The sequence below is a fragment of the Rhizobium sp. P1_B8 genome (assembly GCF_056406515.1).
Genome location: NZ_JBFTZZ010000001.1, coordinates 288,611 through 310,233, shown reverse-complemented (window position 1 = coordinate 310,233; position 21,623 = coordinate 288,611). Strand labels below are relative to the sequence as shown.

The following is a 21,623-nucleotide window of genomic DNA, read 5'->3' as shown; positions in this document are numbered from 1 at the left end:
TAGCTGAAGAAATGGCTGGCATCTCCCGGGACGAGCGGCGCTACATGAGGGCGCTGATCGCGCCTCAGCCCTCGCTCAGCGTCCGCTTGACCGCATTCTTCCAACCCTTGAGCTTCGCCGCCCGCACCTTCTCGTCCATGTCTGGCTCGAACCGCCGATCCCGTTTCCAGGTCGCCGAAAAACCGTCCCTGTCCGGCCACACCCCTGCCCGGCTGCCGGCGAGCCAGGCAGCCCCCAGCGCCGTCGTCTCCAGGATCATCGGGCGATCGACCGGCGCATCGAGCAGATCGGCAAGGCGCTGCATCGTCCAGTCGGAGGCGACCATGCCGCCGTCGACGCGCAACACTGTGTCCTCAGTGCCGTTCTTCCAGTCCTTCTGCATGGCGTCGAGCAGATCGCGGGTCTGATAGCAGACGGCCTCCAGCGCCGCTCGGGAGAGTTCCGCCGGGCCGCTGTTGCGCGTCAGCCCGAAGATCGCGCCCCGCGCCTTGGCATCCCAATGCGGCGCGCCGAGACCGGTGAAGGCGGGCACCAGATAGACCTCCTGCGTCGGATCGGCCCTTTCGGCAAGCGCGTTGGTCTCCGCCGCGCTGCCGATGATGCCGAGCCCGTCCCGCAGCCATTGCACGGCGGCGCCGGCGATGAAGATCGAACCCTCCAGCGCATAGGTCGTCTCGCCGTTCAGGCGATAGGCGATGGTGGTCAGCAGCCGATTTTTGGAACGCACCATGTCGGCGCCGGTGTTGAGCAGCGCGAAACAGCCAGTGCCATAGGTCGATTTCATCATGCCCGGCGCAAAACACGCCTGGCCGATGGTGGCCGCCTGCTGGTCGCCGGCAACGCCGAGGATGGGGATAGCAGCACCGAAGATATCAGGATCGACGGTGCCGAAATCCGCGGCGCAATCCTTGACCTCCGGCAGCATCGCGGCGGGGACCCTCAGAATATCGAGCAGATCCTCGTCCCACGCGTTTTCGGCAATATTGTACATCAGCGTGCGCGAGGCATTGGTGGCATCGGTGACGAAGCTCTTGCCACCCGTCAGCCGCCAGATCAGGAAAGTGTCGATCGTGCCGAAGCAGAGATCGCCCCTGGCAGCGCGCGCCCGCGCGCCCTTCACGTTTGCAAGCATCCAGGAAAGTTTGGTGCCGGAAAAATAGGGATCGAGGATCAAGCCGGTCTTCTTCGTGAACAGCCGCTCGAGATCCTGCCTTTTCAGATTGTCGCAATAGCTTGCCGTGCGCCGGTCCTGCCAGACGATGGCATTCTGGATCGGCCGACCCGTCTCGCGTTCCCAGACGACCACCGTCTCGCGCTGGTTGGTGATGCCGAGTGCTGCAAGATCCCTAGCCTCGATCCCGGCATCGCGCAGCGCCATGTGGACGGTGGAGACGACCGAATCCCAGATTTCCTCGGGATCGTGCTCGACCCAGCCGGAGCGCGGGTAGATCTGGGTAAATTCCTTCTGGCCCTTGCCGGCGACATGCATGTCGCCATCGAAGACGATCGCCCGCGTCGACGTCGTTCCCTGATCGATCGCCAGAACATATCCGCTCATGAAAACCCTCCCTCAGCATGTCAATTGTCGAAGCAAATCAATAGGACACGGATGGGAGCGAGAAAAGCGAATAAAGCGGAATTGCCAGCCCGCCGGCTTTGGGCATAACCTCGCAGCTAAGCGCTGCACCGCAGCATCGCCATTTCAGGGAGAACAGCATGAGCAGAACAGTCGTCGTCACCGGTTCCACCAGCGGCATCGGCCTTGCGATCGCCACTGCCTTCGCAGAAACGGGCGACAACATCGTCATCAACGGTTTTGGAAAGGCTGATGAAATCAAGGCGATCGTCGAACGGCTTGAATCATTATCCAAAGGCCGGGCGCTCTATCATCCGGCCGACATGACCAAGCCCGCAGAGATCGCCGACCTGATCGAAACGGCGGCCAAGACCTTCGGCGGCGTCGATGTCCTGGTCAACAATGCCGGCATTCAGCATGTCGAGAAGGTCGAGGATTTCCCGATCGAGAAATGGGATCAGATCATCGCGATCAATCTGTCGAGTTCCTTTCATACCATGCGCGCCGCGATCCCGCTGATGAAAGCGAAGAAGTACGGCCGGATCATCAACATCGCCTCGGCCCACGGGCTCGTCGCCTCCCCTTTCAAATCCGCCTATGTCGCGGCAAAACATGGTATATTAGGCCTGACGAAGACGGCAGCGCTGGAGCTCGCCGAATTCGGCGTGACCGTGAACGCCATCTGCCCCGGCTACGTGCTGACGCCGCTCGTAGAGAAGCAGATACCGGATACCGCCAAGGCCCGCGGCATGACCGAGGAACAGGTGAAGAGCGAGGTCATCCTCAAGGCGCAGCCGACGCATGAATTCGTCAAGGCCGAAGAAATCGGCGCACTGTCGCTCTATCTCGCCAGCGATGCCGCCCGGCAGGTGACGGGAACGCACATCTCGATTGACGGTGGCTGGACGGCGGCTTAACCATTTGGAAAACAACAACAGGAACATCATGAACGACAGCATCCGCTTCATCCTGAATGGCGAGGACGTCACGCTTACCGATGTCAGGCCAACCGAGACGCTTCTCGATTTTCTGCGGTTGAAGCGACAACTGACGGGCACCAAGGAAGGATGCGCGGAAGGCGATTGCGGCGCCTGCACCGTGCTCGTCGGCCGGCTGGCCGACGGCAAGCTCGCCTATGAATCCGTCAATGCCTGCATTCGTTTCATGGGTTCGCTGCATGCCAGCCATGTGGTGACCGTCGAGCATCTGGCCGGCAAGAACGGCGCGCTGCATCCCGTCCAGCAGGCATTGGTCGATTGTCATGGCTCGCAATGCGGCTTCTGTACCCCGGGCTTCGTCATGTCGCTTTACGGTCTCTGGCTCGCCAAGGAAAAGCCGAGCCGCCAGGAAATTGAAAAGGCGCTACAAGGCAATCTCTGTCGCTGCACGGGCTACGAGCCGATCGTCAAGGCCGCCGAGCAGGTGAGCCTGGTGCGGCCGAGTACGCTCTTCGACCCGCTGGAACGGACGCGCTCGGAAATCGTCGCGCGGCTTTGGGCAATGCAGGCGAGCGGCACGATCAGGATTGGGAATGGCGAAGACCGGCTGATCGTGCCGGCTTCTGTCCAGGCGCTGGCCGAGGTCCTTTCACAGGAACCCGACGCGATTATCGTCGCCGGCGCGACCGATGTCGGCCTCTGGGTGACGAAGCAGATGCGCAGGCTGAGCCCGGTCGTCTTCATCAATCACCTCAGCGAATTGCAGTCGGTTACGGAAGGCGAGGACGGCGTCACCATCGGCGCCGGCGTCAGCTACACCAGGGCCTTCGAGGCGATCTCCAAGAAAATCCCGGCGCTCGGGCGGCTGATCGATCGCATCGGTGGCGAGCAAGTGCGCAACATGGGCACGATCGGCGGCAACATCGCCAACGGCTCGCCGATTGGCGATAGCCCGCCGCCGCTGATCGCGCTCGGCGCGGCGCTGACGCTGCGATCCCTGCAAGGCCAGCGCAGAATGCCGCTCGAGGATTTCTTCATCGCCTATGGCAAGCAGGACCGGAAGCCCGGCGAATTCGTCGAGAGCGTCTTCGTGCCCTACCCCGTAGCAATGAGCCGCTTTGCCGCCTACAAGATCACCAAGCGCCGCGACGAGGACATCACTGCCGTGCTCGGCGCCTTCCTGCTGACGCTCGACGATGCCGAGATGATCACCGATATTCGCATCGCCTTCGGCGGCATGGCGGCGACGCCGAAACGCGCCCGCACGGTGGAGGCCGAGTTGATTGGCAAACCATGGACGGAAGTGACGATCGAGGCAGCCCGCCCCGCATTCGACGCCGATTACCAGCCGCTGACCGACTGGCGCGCGACGGCGGAATACCGCCAGCTGACGGCGAAGAACCTGTTGACGCGGTTCTATCTTGAGACCGTCGGCGCGCCGGCCGAACTGAAGCGGTTCGAGGAGGTGGCGTGATGGAAAAATCGATCTTCAGCCTGATCTCCAAGACCTGGTGGCAAGCTTCGATGGGAACGGTCGCGGTCGCCTCCCCTCACTCCCTTCGCGGAGGGAGGCGCTAATGGACAAGTCCACCTTCGAAGACCGCAAGGCCATCATCGCAGGCCCGATGCACGGCTCGCAGCGACATGATTCAGCGCATAAACATGTGACCGGAACCGCCGATTATATCGACGATATTCCGGAACCCGCAGGTCTACTGCACGGCGCCCTCGGCCTCTCTGACCGGGCACATGCCGAAATCGCCGCTATCGATCTCTCCGCGGTCGCCGCCTATCCCGGCGTCGTCTGGGTCTTCACCGGCAAAGACGTGCCCGGCGTCAACGACGTCAGCTCCAACGGCAGCCATGACGAGCCGCTGCTGGCCGAAACTTTAGTTCAGTTCCACGGCCAGCCGATCTTTGCCGTCATCGCCGAGACGCGTGATGCCGCCCGCTGCGCCGCGCGGCTGGCAAAGATCGACTATCGCGACCTGCCGCATTGGAGCGATATCGACGGGGCGCTCGCCAATGGCAGCCCGCTCGTCATCACCCCGATGACGCTGCGGCGCGGCGAGCCGGATACGGAAATGACGAATGCCGCCATGCGTGTGAAAGGTCAGATGCGCATCGGCGGACAGGAGCATTTCTACCTCGAAGGCCATATCGCCGTGGCGATCCCCGGCGAGGACGACGAGGTCACCGTCTGGTCCTCGACGCAGCATCCAAGCGAGATCCAGCACATCGTCGGCCATGTGCTCGATATTCCCTCCAACGCCGTGACCGTCAACGTGCGCCGCATGGGCGGCGGCTTCGGCGGCAAGGAGACGCAGGGCAATCAGTTCGCAGCACTTGCGGCGATTGCCGCCAAGAAGCTCGGCCGCGCGATCAAATTCCGCCCGGACCGCGACGAGGATATGAGCGCTACCGGCAAGCGCCACGATTTCCTCGTCGATTACGAGCTCGGCTTCGATGCCGAAGGACGCATCCACGCGGTCGACGCGACCTATGCGGCACGCTGCGGCTTCTCCTCCGACCTCTCAGGGCCGGTAACCGACCGTGCCCTCTTCCATGCCGATTCCAGCTATTTCTACCCGCATGTGCATCTGACGTCGAAACCACTGAAGACGCACACCGTCTCCAATACCGCCTTCCGCGGCTTCGGCGGGCCGCAGGGAATGCTCGGGGCCGAACGCTTCATCGAGGAAATCGCCTATGCCGTCGGCAAGGATCCGCTCGATGTCCGCAAGCTGAATTTCTACGGCCAGCCGGGCTCCGGGCGCACGCTCACCCCCTACCATCAGGAGGTCGAGGACAATATCATCCCCCGCATCGTCGAGGAGCTGGAGGAAACGTCCGAATACCAGGCACGGCGCAACGCCATCATCGCCTTCAACCGCGACAGCCGCTATATAAAAAAGGGCATCGCGCTGACGCCGGTGAAATTCGGCATCTCCTTCACCATGACTGCCTTCAACCAGGCCGGCGCCCTCGTCCACATCTACCAGGACGGCTCGATCCACCTGAACCATGGCGGCACCGAAATGGGCCAGGGCCTCTATACCAAGGTGGCGCAGGTGCTGGCTGACAGCTTCCAGGTCGATATCGACAGGGTGAAGATCACCGCGACGACGACGGCCAAGGTGCCGAACACCTCGGCCACTGCCGCCTCCTCCGGCTCGGACTTGAACGGCATGGCCGCCTATGACGCTGCTCGCCAGATCAAAGAACGGCTGGTCGCCTTCGCCGCCGAGAAGTGGGATGTTGGGCCTGCCGACGTCGTCTTCCTGCCGAACCGCGTGCGCGTCGGCGAGATCGAGATCCCCTTCCCCGATTTCATCAAGCAGGCCTATTTCGCCCGCGTCCAGCTTTCCGCCGCCGGCTTCTACAAGACGCCGAAGATCCACTGGGACCGCAAGGCCGGCCGCGGCACGCCCTTCTATTATTTCGCCTACGGCGCCTCCTGCACCGAGGTGTCGATCGACACGCTGACCGGCGAATATCTGATTGACCGCACCGACATCCTCCACGATGTCGGCCGCTCGTTGAATCCGGCGATCGACATGGGCCAGGTCGAAGGTGCCTTCGTCCAAGGCCTGGGCTGGCTGACGACGGAGGAACTCTGGTGGGACGACAAGGGCCGGCTCCGCACCCATGCCCCCTCGACCTACAAGATCCCGCTCGCTTCCGACCGTCCGAAGATCTTCAACGTGCGCCTCGCCGAATGGTCCGAGAACACTGAGGCCACCATCGGCCGCTCCAAGGCCGTCGGCGAACCACCCTTGATGCTGGCGATCTCGGTGCTGGAGGCACTGTCGATGGCGGTAGGCAGTGTCGCGGATTATCGGGTCTGCCCGAGGCTGGACGCACCGGCGACACCGGAGCGGGTGCTGATGGCGGTCGAGCGGATGAAGCGGGTGTAGCAGATGCGAATGCGTCCGGCTCGTTTGTTGGCCTCGGCGGCGAACCCATCGGTCAGCCACCCATGACAGACATCCGCCGCTTCCTCGCCGCCCACCCGGACTGCATCCTCATCGACATCACCGGTACGCAGGGCTCCACCCCGCGTGAGGCCGGTACCTTCATGCTGGCATCGCAAACCGCGTTATGGGGCACGGTCGGCGGCGGCCAGTTCGAGTTCATGGCGATCGCGAATGCGCGGGACATGCTCGCGGGAACCGGTGGGGTGGCGGAGATGGATATCCCCCTTGGGCCCGACATCGGCCAGTGCTGTGGCGGACGCACGCAGCTGCGGTTTCGCCGGGTGACAAAGGCGGTTGCTGAAGAAATCGAAGCCAGGCTAACCAGTGAGATCGAGTGTCTGCCGGAGGTCTATCTTTTCGGTGCCGGCCATGTCGGCCGGGCGCTGGCTGCGGCCTTGGCGCCGCTGCCGCTGTTGGTGACGGTCGTCGAAACGCGGCAGGAAGAGCTCGCCAACCTGCCGGCAGAGACGAAGGCGCGGCTCGTGCCGATGCCCGAAGCACTGGTCAGGGATATTCCGGCCGGCGGCGTGGTCGTCATCCTGACGCACGACCACGCGCTGGATTTCCTCATCGCCCGCGAGGCGCTGGAAAAGACCGACCTCGCCTATACCGGCATGATCGGCTCGGCGACCAAACGCGCCACCTTTGCAAGCTGGCTTTCCCGCGAAGGTGGCGGAGAGCGCGGCTGGATGGAGCGGCTGACGCTGCCGATCGGCGGCTCGGCGGTCAGGGACAAGCGCCCTGAGGTGATCGCCGCCATGACCGCCGCCGAAATCCTGACGGCGCTCGCGGCCTACCGCATGCGCTCGTCCTCGTAATAGGGATCGCGTCCGTCGAGAAAACCGAGATCGCGCTTGACGCGATCCGGCACCGTGTCGAGATCGAGGCTGGGCATGCGCCAGATCCGCGTCAGCCGACCGCCGATGCGCCGGAAAATTCCGATGGTCTGCTGCGGCGGGCTCTGTTCGATAGCATAGCAATCCATGACATCACCTTGATGGTTTGATGGTATGAGTTGCAGTTTGACGGTAAAAATGCTGCAATTCCAATCGAACGACCGTCTGCCTGCATCAAGAGAACTTATCCATGAAACTCTCCAAACAATTCCCGCTGAATGCGCTGCGCGTCTTCGAGGCCGCTGCCCGGCTCGGAAGTTTCACCAAGGCGGGCAACGAGCTCGGCATGACGCAGACGGCCGTCAGCTACCAGATCAAGCTGCTGGAGGAGAATGTCGGCGAGCCGCTCTTCCTGCGCCGTCCCCGCCAGATCGCACTGACGGAGACCGGCGAGCGGCTGGCGCCGAAGGTAACCGAAGCCTTTGCCATGCTGCACGACGCGATGGCGACGGCGCGCGACAGCGTCGAAGGCACGCTCGCTATCAGCTCGACCCATACCTTCGCCTCGAAATGGCTGGCGCCGCGCCTCGGCTCCTTCCACTTGAAACATCCGGCGATCGCGGTGCGCTTTCAGGCGAGCTCTGATATCATCGACTTCGCCCGCGAGCAGATCGATGTCGGTATCCGCTGGGGCGACGGCAACTGGCCGGGGCTGACGCTGCACCGGCTGATGGGCCTGGAGTTCACCCCGATGCTGAGCCCAAAGCTGGCGGAGACGGCAGGCGGCATCAGCGAGCCGCGCGATCTCCTGAAGTTCGATCTCTTCGACGCCGGCGACATCTGGTGGAAACAATGGTTCGAGGCAGCCGGCGTCACGGAGACGGATCTCGATCGGCGCCCGCGCAACCAGCTTGGCTCCCAGGCGGTGGAAGCCGATGCGGCGATCGCCGGCCATGGCGTCGCCATTCTCCATCCGGCCTTCTATGCGGCCGAGATCGCGCTCGGCCGGCTCTACCAGCCCTTCGAACTGACCCGTAGCGACGGCAAGGCCTACTGGCTCGTCTACCCCGAAAACCGTCGCAACGTGCCCAAGATCAAGGCCTTCCGCAACTGGATCCTTGAGGAGATGAAGGCAGCCGGAAATTGATGCATGCCGCCTGAAACTGTACAGCGGTTTTCGGACAACGACATACCGGACCCGGTTGGTGAGCCGGGTCCGGTGCTGTGGTCCGCCTTCAATATCCCATTTCCGGCGCATAGAAACAGCGCGGCGTATCCTCGTTCGGGAACAGACAGAGATGATAGTCGTTATCGCCGGATTGCATTGCCTTCGTCATTGGCAGCAGGAAGACATGAGCATGCGTCACCAACCGGTGGTCTCCCGGCATCAGCGTCACACGATATCCGCCTGGCGTCACCGCCACGCTTTTCGAAGGGATCATCTGACAATCGCCATTATGACTGTCGCCGTTGCAACAATAGGGGTCATAACTCCACCCCGAAGGTGCGTCGTGAGCCGTCGCCAACGACGCATACGCAATCATCACGCACGTCAGAATGCTGCGCATGGGCATCTTCTCCGTCGATGAATGCGCCGCCGATGATCTAAGGGTTCTTATTTTATTCCGGCGGCCTGCAAAAATAACTGTAATCGAGTCGTCGCAGTTCCAGATCTGCTGAATTAGCAGATTCAGTATAAGGCAGAGATAATGCACAGCCTTCTCGGCAGCTTTTAGGCACGCGACAGCAGATCGGCGATCCGTCCGCGATCGGCAGCTTCTGCAAAACCGCTGAAGATCTCGACGAGCCGGTGATCATTCCATTGCTCCTTTGGCCGCGCCGGTCGTCGCGCGTGTGCAGTTCTTCAATCTCCTCTTCCCTCCCCGCCAAAATTTCCGCAATGTCACGAGTCGGAGGAAGATAGGGGAACTCGATGTATGAATATGCCATAGCATGGGAATGGCTCGCCTTCGCGGCGCGCTGGTTCCATGTCATTACCGCGATCGCCTGGATCGGATCGTCTTTTTATTTTATCGCGCTCGATCTCGGACTGGTGAAGCGCCCGCATCTGCCGCCCGGCGCCTATGGCGAGGAATGGCAGGTTCATGGCGGCGGCTTCTACCATATCCAGAAATATCTGGTGGCGCCCGCCCAGATGCCGGAGCATCTGACCTGGTTTAAATACGAAAGCTATTTCACCTGGATTTCCGGCTTCCTGATGCTCTGCATCGTCTATTATGGCGGCGCCGACCTCTTCCTCATCGACCGGCATGTGCTCGATATCAGCCCGCCCGTCGCCATCCTGATCTCGCTGGCGTCGCTTGCCCTCGGCTGGATCGTCTACGACCTGCTCTGCAAATCCCCGCTTGGGCGGAATACCTGGGGGCTGATGGCGGTGCTCTATGTCGTGCTCGTCTTCATGGCCTGGGGCTATACGCAGCTTTTCACCGGCCGCGCCGCCTTCCTGCATCTCGGCGCCTTCACCGCCACGATCATGTCGGCCAACGTCTTCATGATCATCATTCCGAACCAGAAGATCGTTGTCGCCGACCTTATCGCCGGGCGCACGCCCGACCCGAAATACGGGCAGGTCGCCAAGCAGCGTTCGCTGCATAACAACTACCTGACGCTGCCCGTCATCTTCTTCATGCTGTCGAACCATTATCCGCTGGCCTTCGGAACGCAGTTCAACTGGTTGATCGCCGCCCTGGTCTTCCTGATGGGCGTCACCATCCGTCACTGGTTCAACACCACGCATGCCAGAAAGGGCCGGCCGACCTGGACGTGGATCGTCACCGTCATCCTGTTCATCCTGATCATGTGGCTTTCAACCGCGCCGAAGCTGCTGACGGGCGAGACGGATGCGGCCGCGGTCGCGCCCGCCTTCCAGCAATTCGCCGGCGATCCGCATTTCCCCGCCGTCAAGCAACTGGTCTCGACGCGCTGTTCCATGTGCCACGCGGCCGAGCCCGTCTATGAGGGCATCGTGCGACCGCCGAAGGGCGTGCTGCTCGAAAATGACGCGGAAATCGCCGCCCATGCCCGCGAAATCTATATACAGGCGGGCCGCAGCCATGCCATGCCGCCCGGCAACATCACCGACATCACGCCGGATGAACGCAAGCTGCTCGTCGCCTGGTTCGAGAGCGCAGTCGAAGGCAAGACACAATGACGACGACACTCCTGCGCGGCCGCCTGCTTTCCTTCCGTCGCGCGCCGCTAAGCCTTACCGACAGCCAAAGCTATCTCTACGAGGAGGATGGCGGCCTGCTGATCGAGAATGGGCTGATCGCGGCAGTCGGCCCCTATGCCGACATCAAGGCAAAAACAACCGAGGACATGGTCGAGATCGACCACCGCCCGCATCTGATCATGCCCGGCTTCATCGACATGCACCTGCATTTTCCGCAAATGCAGGTGATCGCCTCCTATGCGGCCAACCTGCTCGAGTGGCTGAACACCTACACCTTTCCCGAGGAATGCCGTTTCGTCGAAAGTGCGCATGCTGAAAGGATCGCCACGCATTTCTATGACGAGTTGATCCGCCACGGCACGACGACGGCGGTCGCCTATTGCTCCGTGCACAAGACCTCGGCCGACGCCTTCTTTGCCGAGGCGCTGAGGCGCAATATGCGCATGGTCGGCGGCAAGGTGATGATGGATCGCAATGCCCCGCAAGGCCTGCTCGACACGCCCGAGATGGGCTATGATGAGACCCGCCAAGTGATAGCGGACTGGCACGGCAAGGGCCGTAACCATGTCGCCATCACTCCGCGCTTCGCCATCACCTCCACGCCGGCGCAGATGGAGGCGACATCCGCGCTTGCCCGCGAATTTCCCGACCTGCACATCCAGACGCATCTTTCGGAAAACCACGACGAGATCAAATTCACCTGCGAGCTCTATCCCGACGCGCTCGACTATACCGACATCTACGCCCGCTATGGCCTGCTCGGGCCGAAAAGCCTCTTCGGCCACGCCATCCACCTGTCCGAGCGCGAAGCCGACGCCCTGAGCGAGGCGGGTGCCATCGCCGTCCACTGCCCGACCTCGAACCTCTTCCTCGGCTCAGGCCTGTTTCCGCTGAAGGCGCTGACACGGCGCGAAAAGCCGGTTCGCATCGGCGTGGCGACCGATATCGGCGGCGGTTCCAGCTATTCGATGCTGCGGACGATGGACGAGGCCTACAAGATCCAGCAGCTGCTCGGCGAACGGCTGAACCCGCTGGAAAGCTATTACCTGATGACCCGCGGCAATGCCGAGGCCCTGTCGCTGGCGGACCGGATCGGCACGCTGGAACCCGGCACCGAGGCCGATTTCGTCGTTCTCGATGCCACGGCGACACCGGCCATGGCGCTGAAGATGGAAGTGGTGAAGACGCTGCCCGAGGAGCTTTTCCTGCTGCAGACGATGGGCGACGACCGGGCGATCGCCGAGACCTATGTGGCCGGCGTTGCGTCGAAGAAGGAGCTTCAATGAGACGCCCTGTCACCCTTGAAATCGGACCGTGAAAGCTGCCCGGCACGGCCAGTTTCCCGTAACACTCCCGCCAAATTCATGTTATGGCCGATAGCCGCATTCAGATGTGAAGGTTCAATTCATGGCCGCTCCGCTCACCATCGCTGACCTGAAAAAGCTTGCACAGCGCCGTGTGCCGAAGATGTTTTTCGACTATGCGGATTCGGGCGCCTGGACGGAATCGACCTACGCGGCCAACGAGAGCGATTTCAGTCAGATCAAGCTGCGCCAGCGGGTGATGGTCGACATGACCGACCGCACGCTGGAAACGACGATGATCGGCCAGAAAGTGTCGATGCCGGTAGCCCTGGCGCCGACCGGCCTGACCGGCATGCAGCATGCCGACGGCGAGATGCTGGCGGCGCGCGCCGCCGAGGAGTTCGGCGTTCCCTTCACGCTTTCGACGATGAGCATCTGCTCGATCGAGGACGTCGCGTCGGTGACGACGCGCCCTTTCTGGTTCCAGCTCTACGTGATGAGGGACAAGGATTTCGTCCTCAACCTCATCGACCGCGCCAAGGCCGCCAAATGCTCGGCGCTGGTGCTGACCGCCGACCTGCAGATTCTCGGCCAGCGGCATAAAGACCTGCGCAACGGCCTGTCGGCGCCGCCGAAATTCACGCCGAAACATGTCTGGCAGATGGCGACCCGGCCCTTCTGGTGCCTGGATATGCTGCAGACCAAGCGCCGCACCTTCGGCAATATCGTCGGCCACGCGAAGAATGTCTCCAATATTGCCTCGCTCTCCGCATGGACGCACGAGCAGTTCGACCCCCGGCTGTCCTGGGCGGATGTCGCCTGGATCAAGGAACAATGGGGCGGCCCGCTGATCATCAAGGGCATACTCGATCCGGAGGATGCGAAGGCGGCCGCCGACACCGGCGCCGATGCGATCGTCGTCTCCAATCACGGCGGCCGCCAGCTTGACGGCGCCCCCTCCTCGATCAGCATGCTGCCGAAGATCGTCGACGCCGTTGGTGACCGTATCGAGGTCCATCTCGACGGCGGCATCCGCTCCGGCCAGGACGTGCTGAAGGCCGTGGCGCTCGGCGCCAAGGGCACCTATATCGGCCGCCCCTTCCTCTACGGCCTCGGCGCCATGGGCAAGGAAGGCGTATCGCTGGCGCTCGGCATCATCCGCAAGGAGATGGACATCACCATGGCGCTCTGCGGCAGGCGCGACATCAATGACGTAAATTCGTCGATCATCGCAGGGCGGCAATGACCTGCTTGAGAAGCCAGCTTAGGAGAGTCACCAATCCCGGAATCGCCGTCGCGATTGCTGAGTCATTGAGCACACGATTCTGAGAGCATGCTGTCCGGGCGTCCGTTTCTGGTATTCCACCTCGAACGCCAGATAACAGCAAAGAGGCTCAAGGAGAGAAATCGGCACTGGCTGAACGTCCCTAATGGCGTGGGCAAGACCTGCCAGACGCGTGCCGGAGAGCACCCGCATCTATCGCCTGCCGTCGTATTCAGCAGGGCGGCTGCCCATCGGTCGCATCGAGCAGAAGGATCGCGAAAATCACGAGAGAGATGGCGAGCGCAAAACGCTGCCGCCAGACGATGCGGCGCGATCCGGCAATCCGCCTCTCGAGGTCAGGCGGTATCCCGTCAGGCTTGCGAAGCTGCATTCGGGACAACAGGTCGTCGATGGCGGCAAGACCGGCCGTCTCGGTCTCGTAGCTCGCCGCGAGGCGAAACAACAGCGCATCGAAGAGGAGATGGATCGCCAGCGCAAGAACAATCACGCAGAAAACGAGCATCAAAATCCAGCCGAGCGGTGGAGCGAAGCCTCGATATCCCACGGTGATCGGGCCGACAATCAGTGGCAACAGCGCTGTCAGCCCGCAGAAGATTGAATTGCGGCCGAGATTTCGCGCAGCCGCCGAGGCCGTGGTATTCCACTGCGTCATTGCACGCCCTCCGCTATGGCATGGATACTTTCCGCCGGCAGATGAACGCGCCACCCCGCCCGTTCGATCAGCCGCAGTGCTTCGGCTGGATTTTCGCAACGTCGGCTGATGAGCAGCCAGCCCACGATAACGCAGGCGCTCCGCTGGAAACCTAGCGCACAGCAGACGAGGACCGGTCCCTGCTGGCGCGCATCCTCGACGAGGTTCGCTGCGGCGAGCGTCTGGATCTTGTCGAGGGCTGTAAGATCAAGGGTGGGAAAGCTGCACCAGCGCGCGCGTGTCCCGCCGGGGCGCAGAAGTTCGCCGGTAATGTCGATCACCGTGGCAAAACGGTCGGCCTCGTGGCCACGCGGAAAACGACCGAGATGGACGCCGTCAGCGATCACAACAGAAGCCGGCATTCTCCGGGTCCAGAGCCGAATGTTGATGAGAGCGCCGAGCCGGTAGGGTGCCAATAGCCAGCGGCTGGCAAGCGTGGCCCGGCCATCGACGCGTTTCTGGAATATCTGCGGGCCGGCGCCGAAATATCCGACTGCGACGATCGCCAGCGCAACAGCCGGCCAGAGCAACAGAAGCGCTGCGGCCGATAGAGGCGTGCAGAGCGCTCCAAGGCCGAGAAATGCGACGGCACCGCACAGATAATAGATGCCGAGACGGCGCGACTTTGGATCGCCGCTCATCGTAAAGTTCGCGAGAGGCGACCCGGCATCGCGCGGAAAAAGCCAGACGGCAGACAGACCGAGCAGCATGCCGGTCGGTATGTCGATGACGTGATGCTGCCACGTGGTCAACACGGAGACACCGATCAGGAGGCACCAAAGGTGCCAAAGAAGCCGTGCCTTCCGCGGCAACCGGCCGCGCAGATGATCCCAGATCACCACCAGGAGTGCGATATGCAGCGACGGCGCCTGGTTGAACGGCTTATCGAAGCCGCCGAGGACGGCGAACATGAAACCGGGCAGGCCGCTCGTTGCCGGCCGTACGAAAGTCGCTTCGAGCGGAAACGCGACGAAGCAGGCGACGGCTACTATCTGGATCGTCAGATAACGTCGCGCGAGCATATCCACGTCGCGCGGCGTCGTGTTGATGAACAGGCAGAGTGCATAGAACAGATTGATCGACCAATATGGAATAATAGTCCATCCAAGGAACGGAATGGCGCTTTCCCATGCGAAGGCGACGTTCGGCACATGAGCGCGTTGCGATGCCAGCCAATTGGCGCCGCCATAGCTCAGATAGAAGAACGGTCCCAGGAAGACGAGCCAGAGCGCCGCCCGCTTCGGGACCGGTGCTGCCGCGGAAAAAGTAGAACGTGCCCTCTCCACGCTTTGCCCTCAGACTCTCTCGGCCAGCGAGACAGTGAAAATGCCCCATTGATCGATGCGCTGTTCGATCTTGCGGAAACCGGCTGCGGCGACCAGTTGGTCCATTTCCTCTTGCGTCCGCCGTCGCATCACCCACGCCTCGCCGCCGCGGTGGGAGGTCAGTGCGCGGGCGATCATCTCCAGTTGTGGATGCCATGGCTGGTTGGTGTAGACAAGCAGACCACCGGGCAGCATCGCGCGGGCGATCCCGTTGAGCGACGCGGCGATCATCGCATTGTCGGAAAACAGCTCGTAAAGGCCGGAGACGATCGCGAGATCCGGAGCCGGCGTGATTGCAGCCAGCCCCTCGCAGTCAAAGGCATCCTGCTGGCGGAAGCTGACGAAATCACTCAGTCCACGCGCCGCAATGCTCTTGCGGCCGGCATCGACGTTGATAGAGGAATAGTCCTGCAACCGCGCACTATCGGGACGCACGGCAGCTGTCTCGATCGCATCAAGGACATAACGGCCGTGCCCGGCCGCTATGTCGAGCATGTGGGTATTGCGGCCGACTGCTTTCAGGCGCTGCAGCGCGCGGTCGATCAGTTCCTGCAAGTGTAGCTTGCGCTGCCTGATGCCGCGCCAGCCGATCGCATCGAGGAACACCTTGTCGATCAATCGCCCGCCGGGACCGAGCCCGCGCGGCTTGTTCTCGTAGACGTAATCGAGGGTCGAGCCGGAATCAAAACCGGTCTTGACCCCTGTCTTTATGCCTTCAGACACCAAAGCACCGATCTTGATGTTGAGGCGGCTGAGCGCCCAGTAGATGCCACGTGGGGATGTGGCGTCCAGCGGGCTCGCGAGCCGGTCGGCCTCGTCCTTTGTATAGCCCTGGATATGGGCGGTGCAAAGGTTGGCAGGCGCCCGGGGCTCGGCGAAACGCGCGTCTATAAAACGGCGGACTTCGGCCAGGGCAATCGCGCGCTCCTTTTCGCCAAGCGTGTCATGGTAGAAGCCGGCAAGCACATGCCGTTCCTTGATCCGGCTGCCGAGATTTTCGTAAAACCGGTGCTGCGGCGCGTGTCGCACCACCCAGTCGCTGCCGGAGATCAGCAATTGGGTCGGGACGGTGATGGCGCGGGCGTCGCCGACAACGCGGGCTGCCGCCTCATAGAGCTGCAACAGGATGTTGGAGGCAATTGGCCTAGATATCAATGGGTCGGATTCGTACGAGGCGATGCGCTCGGGGTCATGCGTCAGGAACCTCGCCTTGACATAGGAATTGACGAAGAATGTCCCCTTAACCTTTTCCCAGAGTGCAATGCCTTCTTTGGCGAAAGGCACGTAGAGCTTGACGCTGAAGGCCGGTGAGGCAAGCACGAGCGCACGGATCGGCGGCGCATAGTCGTGCACCCAGGTGGCGGCGAGGACCGCGCCGACGCTCTGCGCAATGACGGCGATGTCTTCGACAGCAGTACCGCTTGTCTCGCTGACATGGCGGACGAAACAATCGAGATCATGCGCCGAGGCAGCAAAGGATGGCGAATAGCCGCGCTCTCCCGGCGAGCGTCCATGGCCGCGTGCGTCCCAGGCGTAGAAGGAAAAATCATCGAGGCCGAGCTCGGTGGCAAGGTGGGTGACGCGGCCGCTATGCTCGTGGCCGCGATGGAGAAGAATGATTACACCCTTCGGTGCAGCGCCCGTCGAAGGCCACGCCCGATAAAAGAGTCGAGTGCCATCATGCGATGCGAATTCGGATTCATGCATTGGTCTGGCCGTCGAGGACGGTTGCCCACTATCGGCAGTTTGCAGCACGGTCTTCTCCAATTCTGATTGGTGGGTGGGTTACAACCATTGGCGGGAACAGTGATTTGCCTGCATTGCAAAAGTCTAGTTGCAAATGTAAGTCCTTTACGAGAACCGATATGAAGTGTGGCTTTCCTCATAACTAAGATGATCTGCACCCGCGAGAGGCGGGGATAGACTATTTCGATGCACGAAATTCCAATGAGGTAGCATGTCTGTCTATCAATTGAAGTCCCGATTTCAGAATATTCTTCGCCCTCTGGTGCGTTCCCTCGCGGCGCGAGGCGTCACCGCCAATCAGGTGACTTCAGTTGCCGCCGCCGTCTCGGTTGCATTGGGCTTTTTTCTGAGCGTCGCCCCGCTGCCGCATTGGTTCCTGCTGGTGCCTGTATGGTTTCTCCTGCGCATGGGTCTCAACGCCATCGACGGCATGCTCGCGCGCGAACATGGGCAGAAGAGCATTTTAGGCGCGTATCTGAACGAGATCGGTGATGTCGTGTCGGATGTCGCCCTGTATTTGCCGTTTGCGCTCATCGATCCGAACGGCTTGGTGCCGGCGATGGCGGTCATATTCCTCTCGGCGCTGACGGAATTTACCGGCGTTCTGGGTCAAACGGTCGGGGCAAGCCGGCGTTACGACGGGCCGCTGGGCAAGAGCGACCGCGCGGTCCTTTTCGGCGCGCTCGGCATCTTTGTCGCGGTTGGTGGTACATTTGCAGCATGGACTTCGTGGCTCTGGGCGGTGGTGGCTCTACTTCTCATATGGACCACCATCAACCGTATCAGCGCCGGTATTCGCGAGGCGCATACGGCCGCCCGATAGGGAACGGAGCCGATCTGCTGCCGGTTCTTTCATCGGCACATGTGATTTGGAATTGTGTCGAGGCTTTTGCTGCCGGTCACGCGTTGGGCTTCAAGAGTCCGTGACTCTTTTCACAAGGCTGCTCACTGCCGCCAGCTCGCGACATCTCTCGATAATGGACACTGCCTCAGTCCTTCTAACCGCACGTTAAGCCTAGGTTGTATTTTTATCGCCAGCCCTTGAAAGCACAAAAGCGGTGCTTTATGTTTTACCTATGGTTATCACAGGCAAGACACCGCATCCATCGCTGCTGCGCTACACGCTGGCGCCTGACGACAACGCCCGGCAGGCGCTGGACGATACCATTGCCGCCTATCTCAGGATGATCGAAATCCTGACTGGCCTCGTCTCCGACAGGACGGGCGCCAATCTCGTCGTGCTGCATGACCTTGCCTATGAAACCGTCCGCGAGCAGACGGGGTTGCCGGCAAGGCTGGTCACGCTCGGCCTTCGCGATTTCGCCGCCAATCGCGGCGTCACCGCCGATCCGCCGCATCTGCCGCTCGATGACAAGCTCTTCGCCATCAAAGGCCCCTCGGACCTGACGATCGCCACGGTGCACGGACGTGTTGCCGTGCCCTTCGATGTCGCGGGTTATTCCAGGGGATGGGAGAGTATTTTTCCGGCCTACCTCGTTGCAGGCCAGGATCGCTACGAGATTCACATCGGCGTTACGCCGAATTCCGCTCGGATGGAGGAAAACATGACGAACGAAGGCATTCTCTCACGCATGGGCCGTCTGATCGCGGGCATCGCGAATGCGGCGATCGACAAGGCCGAAGGCGTAAACAAGATCGCCGTCATCGAACAGGCGATCCGCGAGATCGATGCAGCGGCGGATGAGGCCCGCACCGATCTCGGCAAGGCGCGCGCGGAGGAATACCGCATCCAGAGCCGCAGGGACGAAATCGTCGAAGACCTGAACGCGCTCGACCAGAAGATCCGCATCGCCGTCTCGTCAGAGCGGGATGACCTGGCAAAGGCCGGCGTTGCCCGCCAGATCGATCTCGAATCCCAGATCGCAGCGCTCGACAAGGCGCTGGCCGATGCCAGGGAACAGGTGGACGAAGGCCAGAAAGCCTTGCAGGCCGTCCTCGCCACGCGCCGCGAGGCGGACGCTCGCCTTGCCGATTTCAAGCGCAGCATCGCGCGGCATCCCGAACACGCCGCGACCGGCCACAGCCAGCCCGCACCGGGTGCAGATGCTGCCCGCGCTGCCGCGGCAGTCTCGCGGCTGACCGGGGTTCCTACTGGCGAGCATGCCCATAGTTCCGAACTGGACGAACTCGACCGGTTGCACCGCGAACAGGCGATCGAGGCGCGCCTCGCCCGCTTCAAGGCGGATAACCGGTAACGCCGATGGAGCTCCTTTTCTCGCAGGAATGTGCGCCCTTCGCCATCGCCGCAGCGATCCTCGTCGGTCTGACCGCGATCGAGATGCTCGCGATGGTCATGGGTTTTTCGATGACCGAATTTCTGGGAAAGCCGGAGGCTCATGGCCATGACGGCATCCTGGCATACCTGTCCTGGCTCAATCTCGGCGGTGTTCCCCTGCTGATTCTCATGATGCTGACGCTTGGCTTCTTCGCGATGACCGGTTTTGCCTTGCAGGCCGTCGCCAACGCCTTCTGGGCGCCGCTGCCAAGCTTCATCGCCGTCATACCTGCCGCGCTCGCAACCATCCCCATGGTCAGGGCATCGAGCCGAACCGTGGCGCGGGTCGTACCGCACGACGAAACTTATGCGGTCGATCTCGACGCCTTGCTCGGCCGGACCGCCGAGGTGTCGATCGGCCCGCTCGATCAGGGACTGCCGGGCCGCGTCCGCGTCAAGGATCAGCATGGAAACTGGCATGTGCTTCGAGCCCGGGCCGCCAAGGGCGAAGATCCACTCGGGATCGGCGCTTCGGTTCTTCTCGTCGATCACAAGGCCAATGTGTTTATCGCCATTCCCGCGCCGGTCGACCCCACCGATGCGGACAATCAATCTTTGAGGGAGCAGCAATGATATACGACGTTATTCTACCAGCCGGCATTGGGATTGTTCTGATCTTCGGCATCGGTTTTGTCCTCGCCTCTCTTTACACGCGCTCCAGCCGCGATGAGGCCTATGTGCGCACTGGCCTCGGTGGCCAAAAGGTCGTGCTCGACGGCGGCTCGGTCGTCCTGCCGATCTTCCATTCGATCGCCAGGGTCAACCTGAAGACGCTGCGGCTCGAGGTTCGCCGCGGCGAGGGCGATGCGCTGATCACCAAGGACCGGATGCGAGTCGATATCGGCGCCGAATTCTATGTCCGCGTCAAGCCCGATGCCTCTTCGATTGCGCTTGCTGCGCAGACGCTCGGCAACCGTACCAACGATGCCGAGGCGCTTCGCATCCTGATCGAGGCGAAATTCGTCGACGGCCTTCGCTCGGTGGCCGCGACGATGAACCTCGACGCGCTGCAGGAACAGCGCATGGATTTCGTCAAGGCCGTGCAGGAAGCTGTCGGCGCCGATCTCCAGTCGAACGGCCTCGAGCTCGAATCCGTCTCCCTGACACGCCTCGACCAGACCGATATCAAGCATTTCAACGCCAACAACTTCTTCGATGCGCAAGGTCTGGCGGCATTGACCCGCATCACCGAGGGACGCAAGAAGGAGCGAAATGAGATCGTTCGCGACACCGAAGTCGCCATCGCCCAGAAGGATCTCGAGGCCCGCCAGCAATCGCTGACCATCGAGCGGACGAAGCGAGAGGCCGAACTCAGCCAGGAAAGAGACATCGCCAACAAATCCGCGGCGACCCGCGCCGAAACCGCGCAGCAGGAGCAGGCCGCAAAACGCGCCGAGGAGGAAGCCCGCATCGCCTCCGAACAGGCGATCGCCGAACGCGAGGCATCCGCCAAGCAGGCCCGCGAGAGCGCCAACATCGATTCCGCCCGGGCCGTGCAGCAGCGCGACACCGAAGCCAAGCGTGACCTGCAGATCGTGGCGCAGGAAAGCGCCATCGCCGTTGCCAACAAGAGCCGTGAAGAATCCGAAGCGAAGGCGGCTGCGGAAGCGGCCCGCGCGCTGGCGATAGCGGCAGAAGAAAAGGTCGGCACCGCCAAGGCGATCGAGATTGCCGAACGCGAAAGGCAGATTGCCGTGATCGACGCACGCAAGAAAGCCGAGACGGAAGCAACCGCCGTCACCGTCGGCGCGGAGGCCGAAAAGCAGGCAGCAAGCGACCAGGCCGAGGCCATCAAGACGCTCGCAACCGCCGAGGCGGATGCGGCGATCATCAAGGCCAAGGGCATTCTCGAAACCGGCAAGGCCGCGGCCGAGAGCGAAGCATTGCTCAACGACGCGCGTAACAAGCTGAGCTCTGCTATCATCGAGTTCGAGATCACCCGCGAACGTATCCGCATCATTCCGCAGGCGCTCGCCGAGGCGGTCAAGCCGATCGAGAAGATCTCCGATATCAGGATATTCGATACCGGCGGCATGCTCGGCCGCGGAAACGGAGCGGCCGGCGGAAACGGCATCGGGCTCGGCGAAGGGCTGGCCAGCCAGCTCCTCTCCTATCAGGCGAATAAACCGATCCTCGACAAATTGCTGAAGGAAGCCGGCTTCGACGGCGACGATGCCATCTCATCACTTCTTGGAAATCTCGATGGCGCAAAACCGGCAAGACCGGCAACCACCGCAGCCCCGGCAAAGCCGGCAACACCGGCCCCAGCCCCGACACAAACGATCATCCCTCCGGCCCCGAAGCCGGCACCAAAGAAGGACTGATCGCCGCGAAAGCGGGTCTGGACTAGAGCCTTTCCGGGTTAGATTTTAGGCCGGTTCGGCCTAAAATCTGAATCTTGTTCTAAATTAAATAGTTAGAGCATGATGTTGCCCGAAAACCGCACATACTTTTCG

The 21,623-nt window shown here is 61.9% G+C and carries 18 protein-coding genes; 12 read left to right on the top strand and 6 right to left on the bottom strand.

The genetic code is table 11. The features are described from left to right. Positions 1-64 precede the first annotated feature (64 nt). Entirely contained in the window at positions 65-1,558 is a 1,494-nt protein-coding gene (glpK, locus tag AC1D2N_RS01440; RefSeq protein ID WP_018446746.1) for a glycerol kinase GlpK, read from the bottom strand. A 158-nt stretch (positions 1,559-1,716) separates the two neighbouring features. On the opposite strand from glpK, the gene AC1D2N_RS01435 reads away from it, so the two are divergent. From AC1D2N_RS01435 to xdhC, 4 genes are all read left to right on the top strand, one after another. Beyond that, positions 1,717-2,493: a 3-hydroxybutyrate dehydrogenase gene (locus tag AC1D2N_RS01435; protein WP_018243130.1), complete on the top strand. Its 777-nt coding sequence runs from the start codon at positions 1,717-1,719 to the stop codon at positions 2,491-2,493. A gap of 28 nt (positions 2,494-2,521) precedes the next feature. Next, the gene (gene xdhA / locus AC1D2N_RS01430) at positions 2,522-3,988 is read left to right on the top strand and encodes a xanthine dehydrogenase small subunit (protein ID WP_130652866.1); all 1,467 of its coding nucleotides are present in this window, start codon (positions 2,522-2,524) and stop codon (positions 3,986-3,988) included. Positions 3,989-4,091: 103 nt separating this feature from the next. Next, on the top strand, positions 4,092-6,431 hold the full coding sequence (gene xdhB, locus AC1D2N_RS01425) for a xanthine dehydrogenase molybdopterin binding subunit (protein ID WP_130652867.1): 2,340 nt from the start codon (positions 4,092-4,094) through the stop codon (positions 6,429-6,431). A 62-nt stretch (positions 6,432-6,493) separates the two neighbouring features. Next, the gene (gene xdhC / locus AC1D2N_RS01420; protein WP_130652868.1) at positions 6,494-7,309 is read left to right on the top strand and encodes a xanthine dehydrogenase accessory protein XdhC; all 816 of its coding nucleotides are present in this window, start codon (positions 6,494-6,496) and stop codon (positions 7,307-7,309) included. Here xdhC and AC1D2N_RS01415 read toward each other — a convergent pair. Continuing rightward, positions 7,285-7,476, bottom strand: coding sequence for a hypothetical protein (locus AC1D2N_RS01415; RefSeq protein WP_018243135.1), 192 nt, complete (start codon positions 7,474-7,476; stop codon positions 7,285-7,287). The two genes, xdhC and AC1D2N_RS01415, sit on opposite strands and share 25 nt — an antisense overlap. A gap of 101 nt (positions 7,477-7,577) precedes the next feature. Here AC1D2N_RS01415 and gcvA point away from each other — a divergent pair, with 101 nt between their 5' ends. Beyond that, positions 7,578-8,474, top strand: a complete 897-nt coding sequence (gcvA, locus tag AC1D2N_RS01410) for a transcriptional regulator GcvA (protein ID WP_018446750.1) — start codon at positions 7,578-7,580, stop codon at positions 8,472-8,474. An 88-nt stretch (positions 8,475-8,562) separates the two neighbouring features. On the opposite strand, the gene AC1D2N_RS01405 is transcribed toward gcvA, so the two are convergent. Further along, positions 8,563-8,895 carry a hypothetical protein gene (locus tag AC1D2N_RS01405; RefSeq protein ID WP_018243137.1) on the bottom strand — a complete coding sequence of 111 codons (333 nt, stop codon included), beginning with the start codon at positions 8,893-8,895 and terminating at the stop codon, positions 8,563-8,565. A gap of 365 nt (positions 8,896-9,260) precedes the next feature. On the opposite strand from AC1D2N_RS01405, the gene puuD reads away from it, so the two are divergent. The 3 genes from puuD (at position 9,261) to AC1D2N_RS01390 (ending at position 13,070) form a co-directional block, all read left to right on the top strand. Continuing rightward, on the top strand, positions 9,261-10,499 hold the full coding sequence (puuD, locus tag AC1D2N_RS01400) for a urate hydroxylase PuuD (protein ID WP_047618708.1): 1,239 nt from the start codon (positions 9,261-9,263) through the stop codon (positions 10,497-10,499). After that, positions 10,496-11,806: a guanine deaminase gene (guaD, locus tag AC1D2N_RS01395; RefSeq protein ID WP_130652869.1), complete on the top strand. Its 1,311-nt coding sequence runs from the start codon at positions 10,496-10,498 to the stop codon at positions 11,804-11,806. Before puuD ends, guaD begins: the two co-directional genes overlap by 4 nt. A 121-nt stretch (positions 11,807-11,927) precedes the next feature. Continuing rightward, positions 11,928-13,070, top strand: coding sequence for an alpha-hydroxy acid oxidase (locus tag AC1D2N_RS01390; RefSeq protein ID WP_018517005.1), 1,143 nt, complete (start codon positions 11,928-11,930; stop codon positions 13,068-13,070). Between the two features lie 250 nt (positions 13,071-13,320). On the opposite strand, the gene AC1D2N_RS01385 is transcribed toward AC1D2N_RS01390, so the two are convergent. From AC1D2N_RS01385 to AC1D2N_RS01375, 3 genes are read right to left on the bottom strand one after another with little or no spacing between them, the layout of a single operon-like run. Beyond that, positions 13,321-13,761, bottom strand: a complete 441-nt coding sequence (locus AC1D2N_RS01385) for a hypothetical protein (protein ID WP_130652870.1) — start codon at positions 13,759-13,761, stop codon at positions 13,321-13,323. Then, positions 13,758-15,086 (bottom strand): phosphatase PAP2/dual specificity phosphatase family protein, encoded by a 1,329-nt coding sequence (locus tag AC1D2N_RS01380; protein WP_130652871.1) that lies wholly within the window; start codon positions 15,084-15,086, stop codon positions 13,758-13,760. The genes AC1D2N_RS01385 and AC1D2N_RS01380 overlap by 4 nt, the downstream gene beginning before the upstream one ends. Before the next feature lie 9 nt (positions 15,087-15,095). Beyond that, entirely contained in the window at positions 15,096-16,880 is a 1,785-nt protein-coding gene (locus AC1D2N_RS01375) for a bifunctional alpha/beta hydrolase/class I SAM-dependent methyltransferase (RefSeq protein WP_130652872.1), read from the bottom strand. A 202-nt stretch (positions 16,881-17,082) separates the two neighbouring features. Between AC1D2N_RS01375 and AC1D2N_RS01370 the strand changes: the two genes are divergently transcribed. The 4 genes from AC1D2N_RS01370 (at position 17,083) to AC1D2N_RS01355 (ending at position 21,491) form a co-directional block, all read left to right on the top strand. Beyond that, the gene (locus tag AC1D2N_RS01370; RefSeq protein WP_018446759.1) at positions 17,083-17,694 is read left to right on the top strand and encodes a CDP-alcohol phosphatidyltransferase family protein; all 612 of its coding nucleotides are present in this window, start codon (positions 17,083-17,085) and stop codon (positions 17,692-17,694) included. A 235-nt stretch (positions 17,695-17,929) separates the two neighbouring features. Next, positions 17,930-19,087 carry a PspA/IM30 family protein gene (locus tag AC1D2N_RS01365; RefSeq protein ID WP_130652873.1) on the top strand — a complete coding sequence of 386 codons (1,158 nt, stop codon included), beginning with the start codon at positions 17,930-17,932 and terminating at the stop codon, positions 19,085-19,087. A gap of 5 nt (positions 19,088-19,092) precedes the next feature. Beyond that, entirely contained in the window at positions 19,093-19,740 is a 648-nt protein-coding gene (locus AC1D2N_RS01360; RefSeq protein WP_130652874.1) for an OB-fold-containig protein, read from the top strand. Beyond that, positions 19,737-21,491 carry a flotillin family protein gene (locus tag AC1D2N_RS01355; RefSeq protein WP_130652875.1) on the top strand — a complete coding sequence of 585 codons (1,755 nt, stop codon included), beginning with the start codon at positions 19,737-19,739 and terminating at the stop codon, positions 21,489-21,491. The genes AC1D2N_RS01360 and AC1D2N_RS01355 overlap by 4 nt, the downstream gene beginning before the upstream one ends. Positions 21,492-21,623 lie beyond the last annotated feature (132 nt).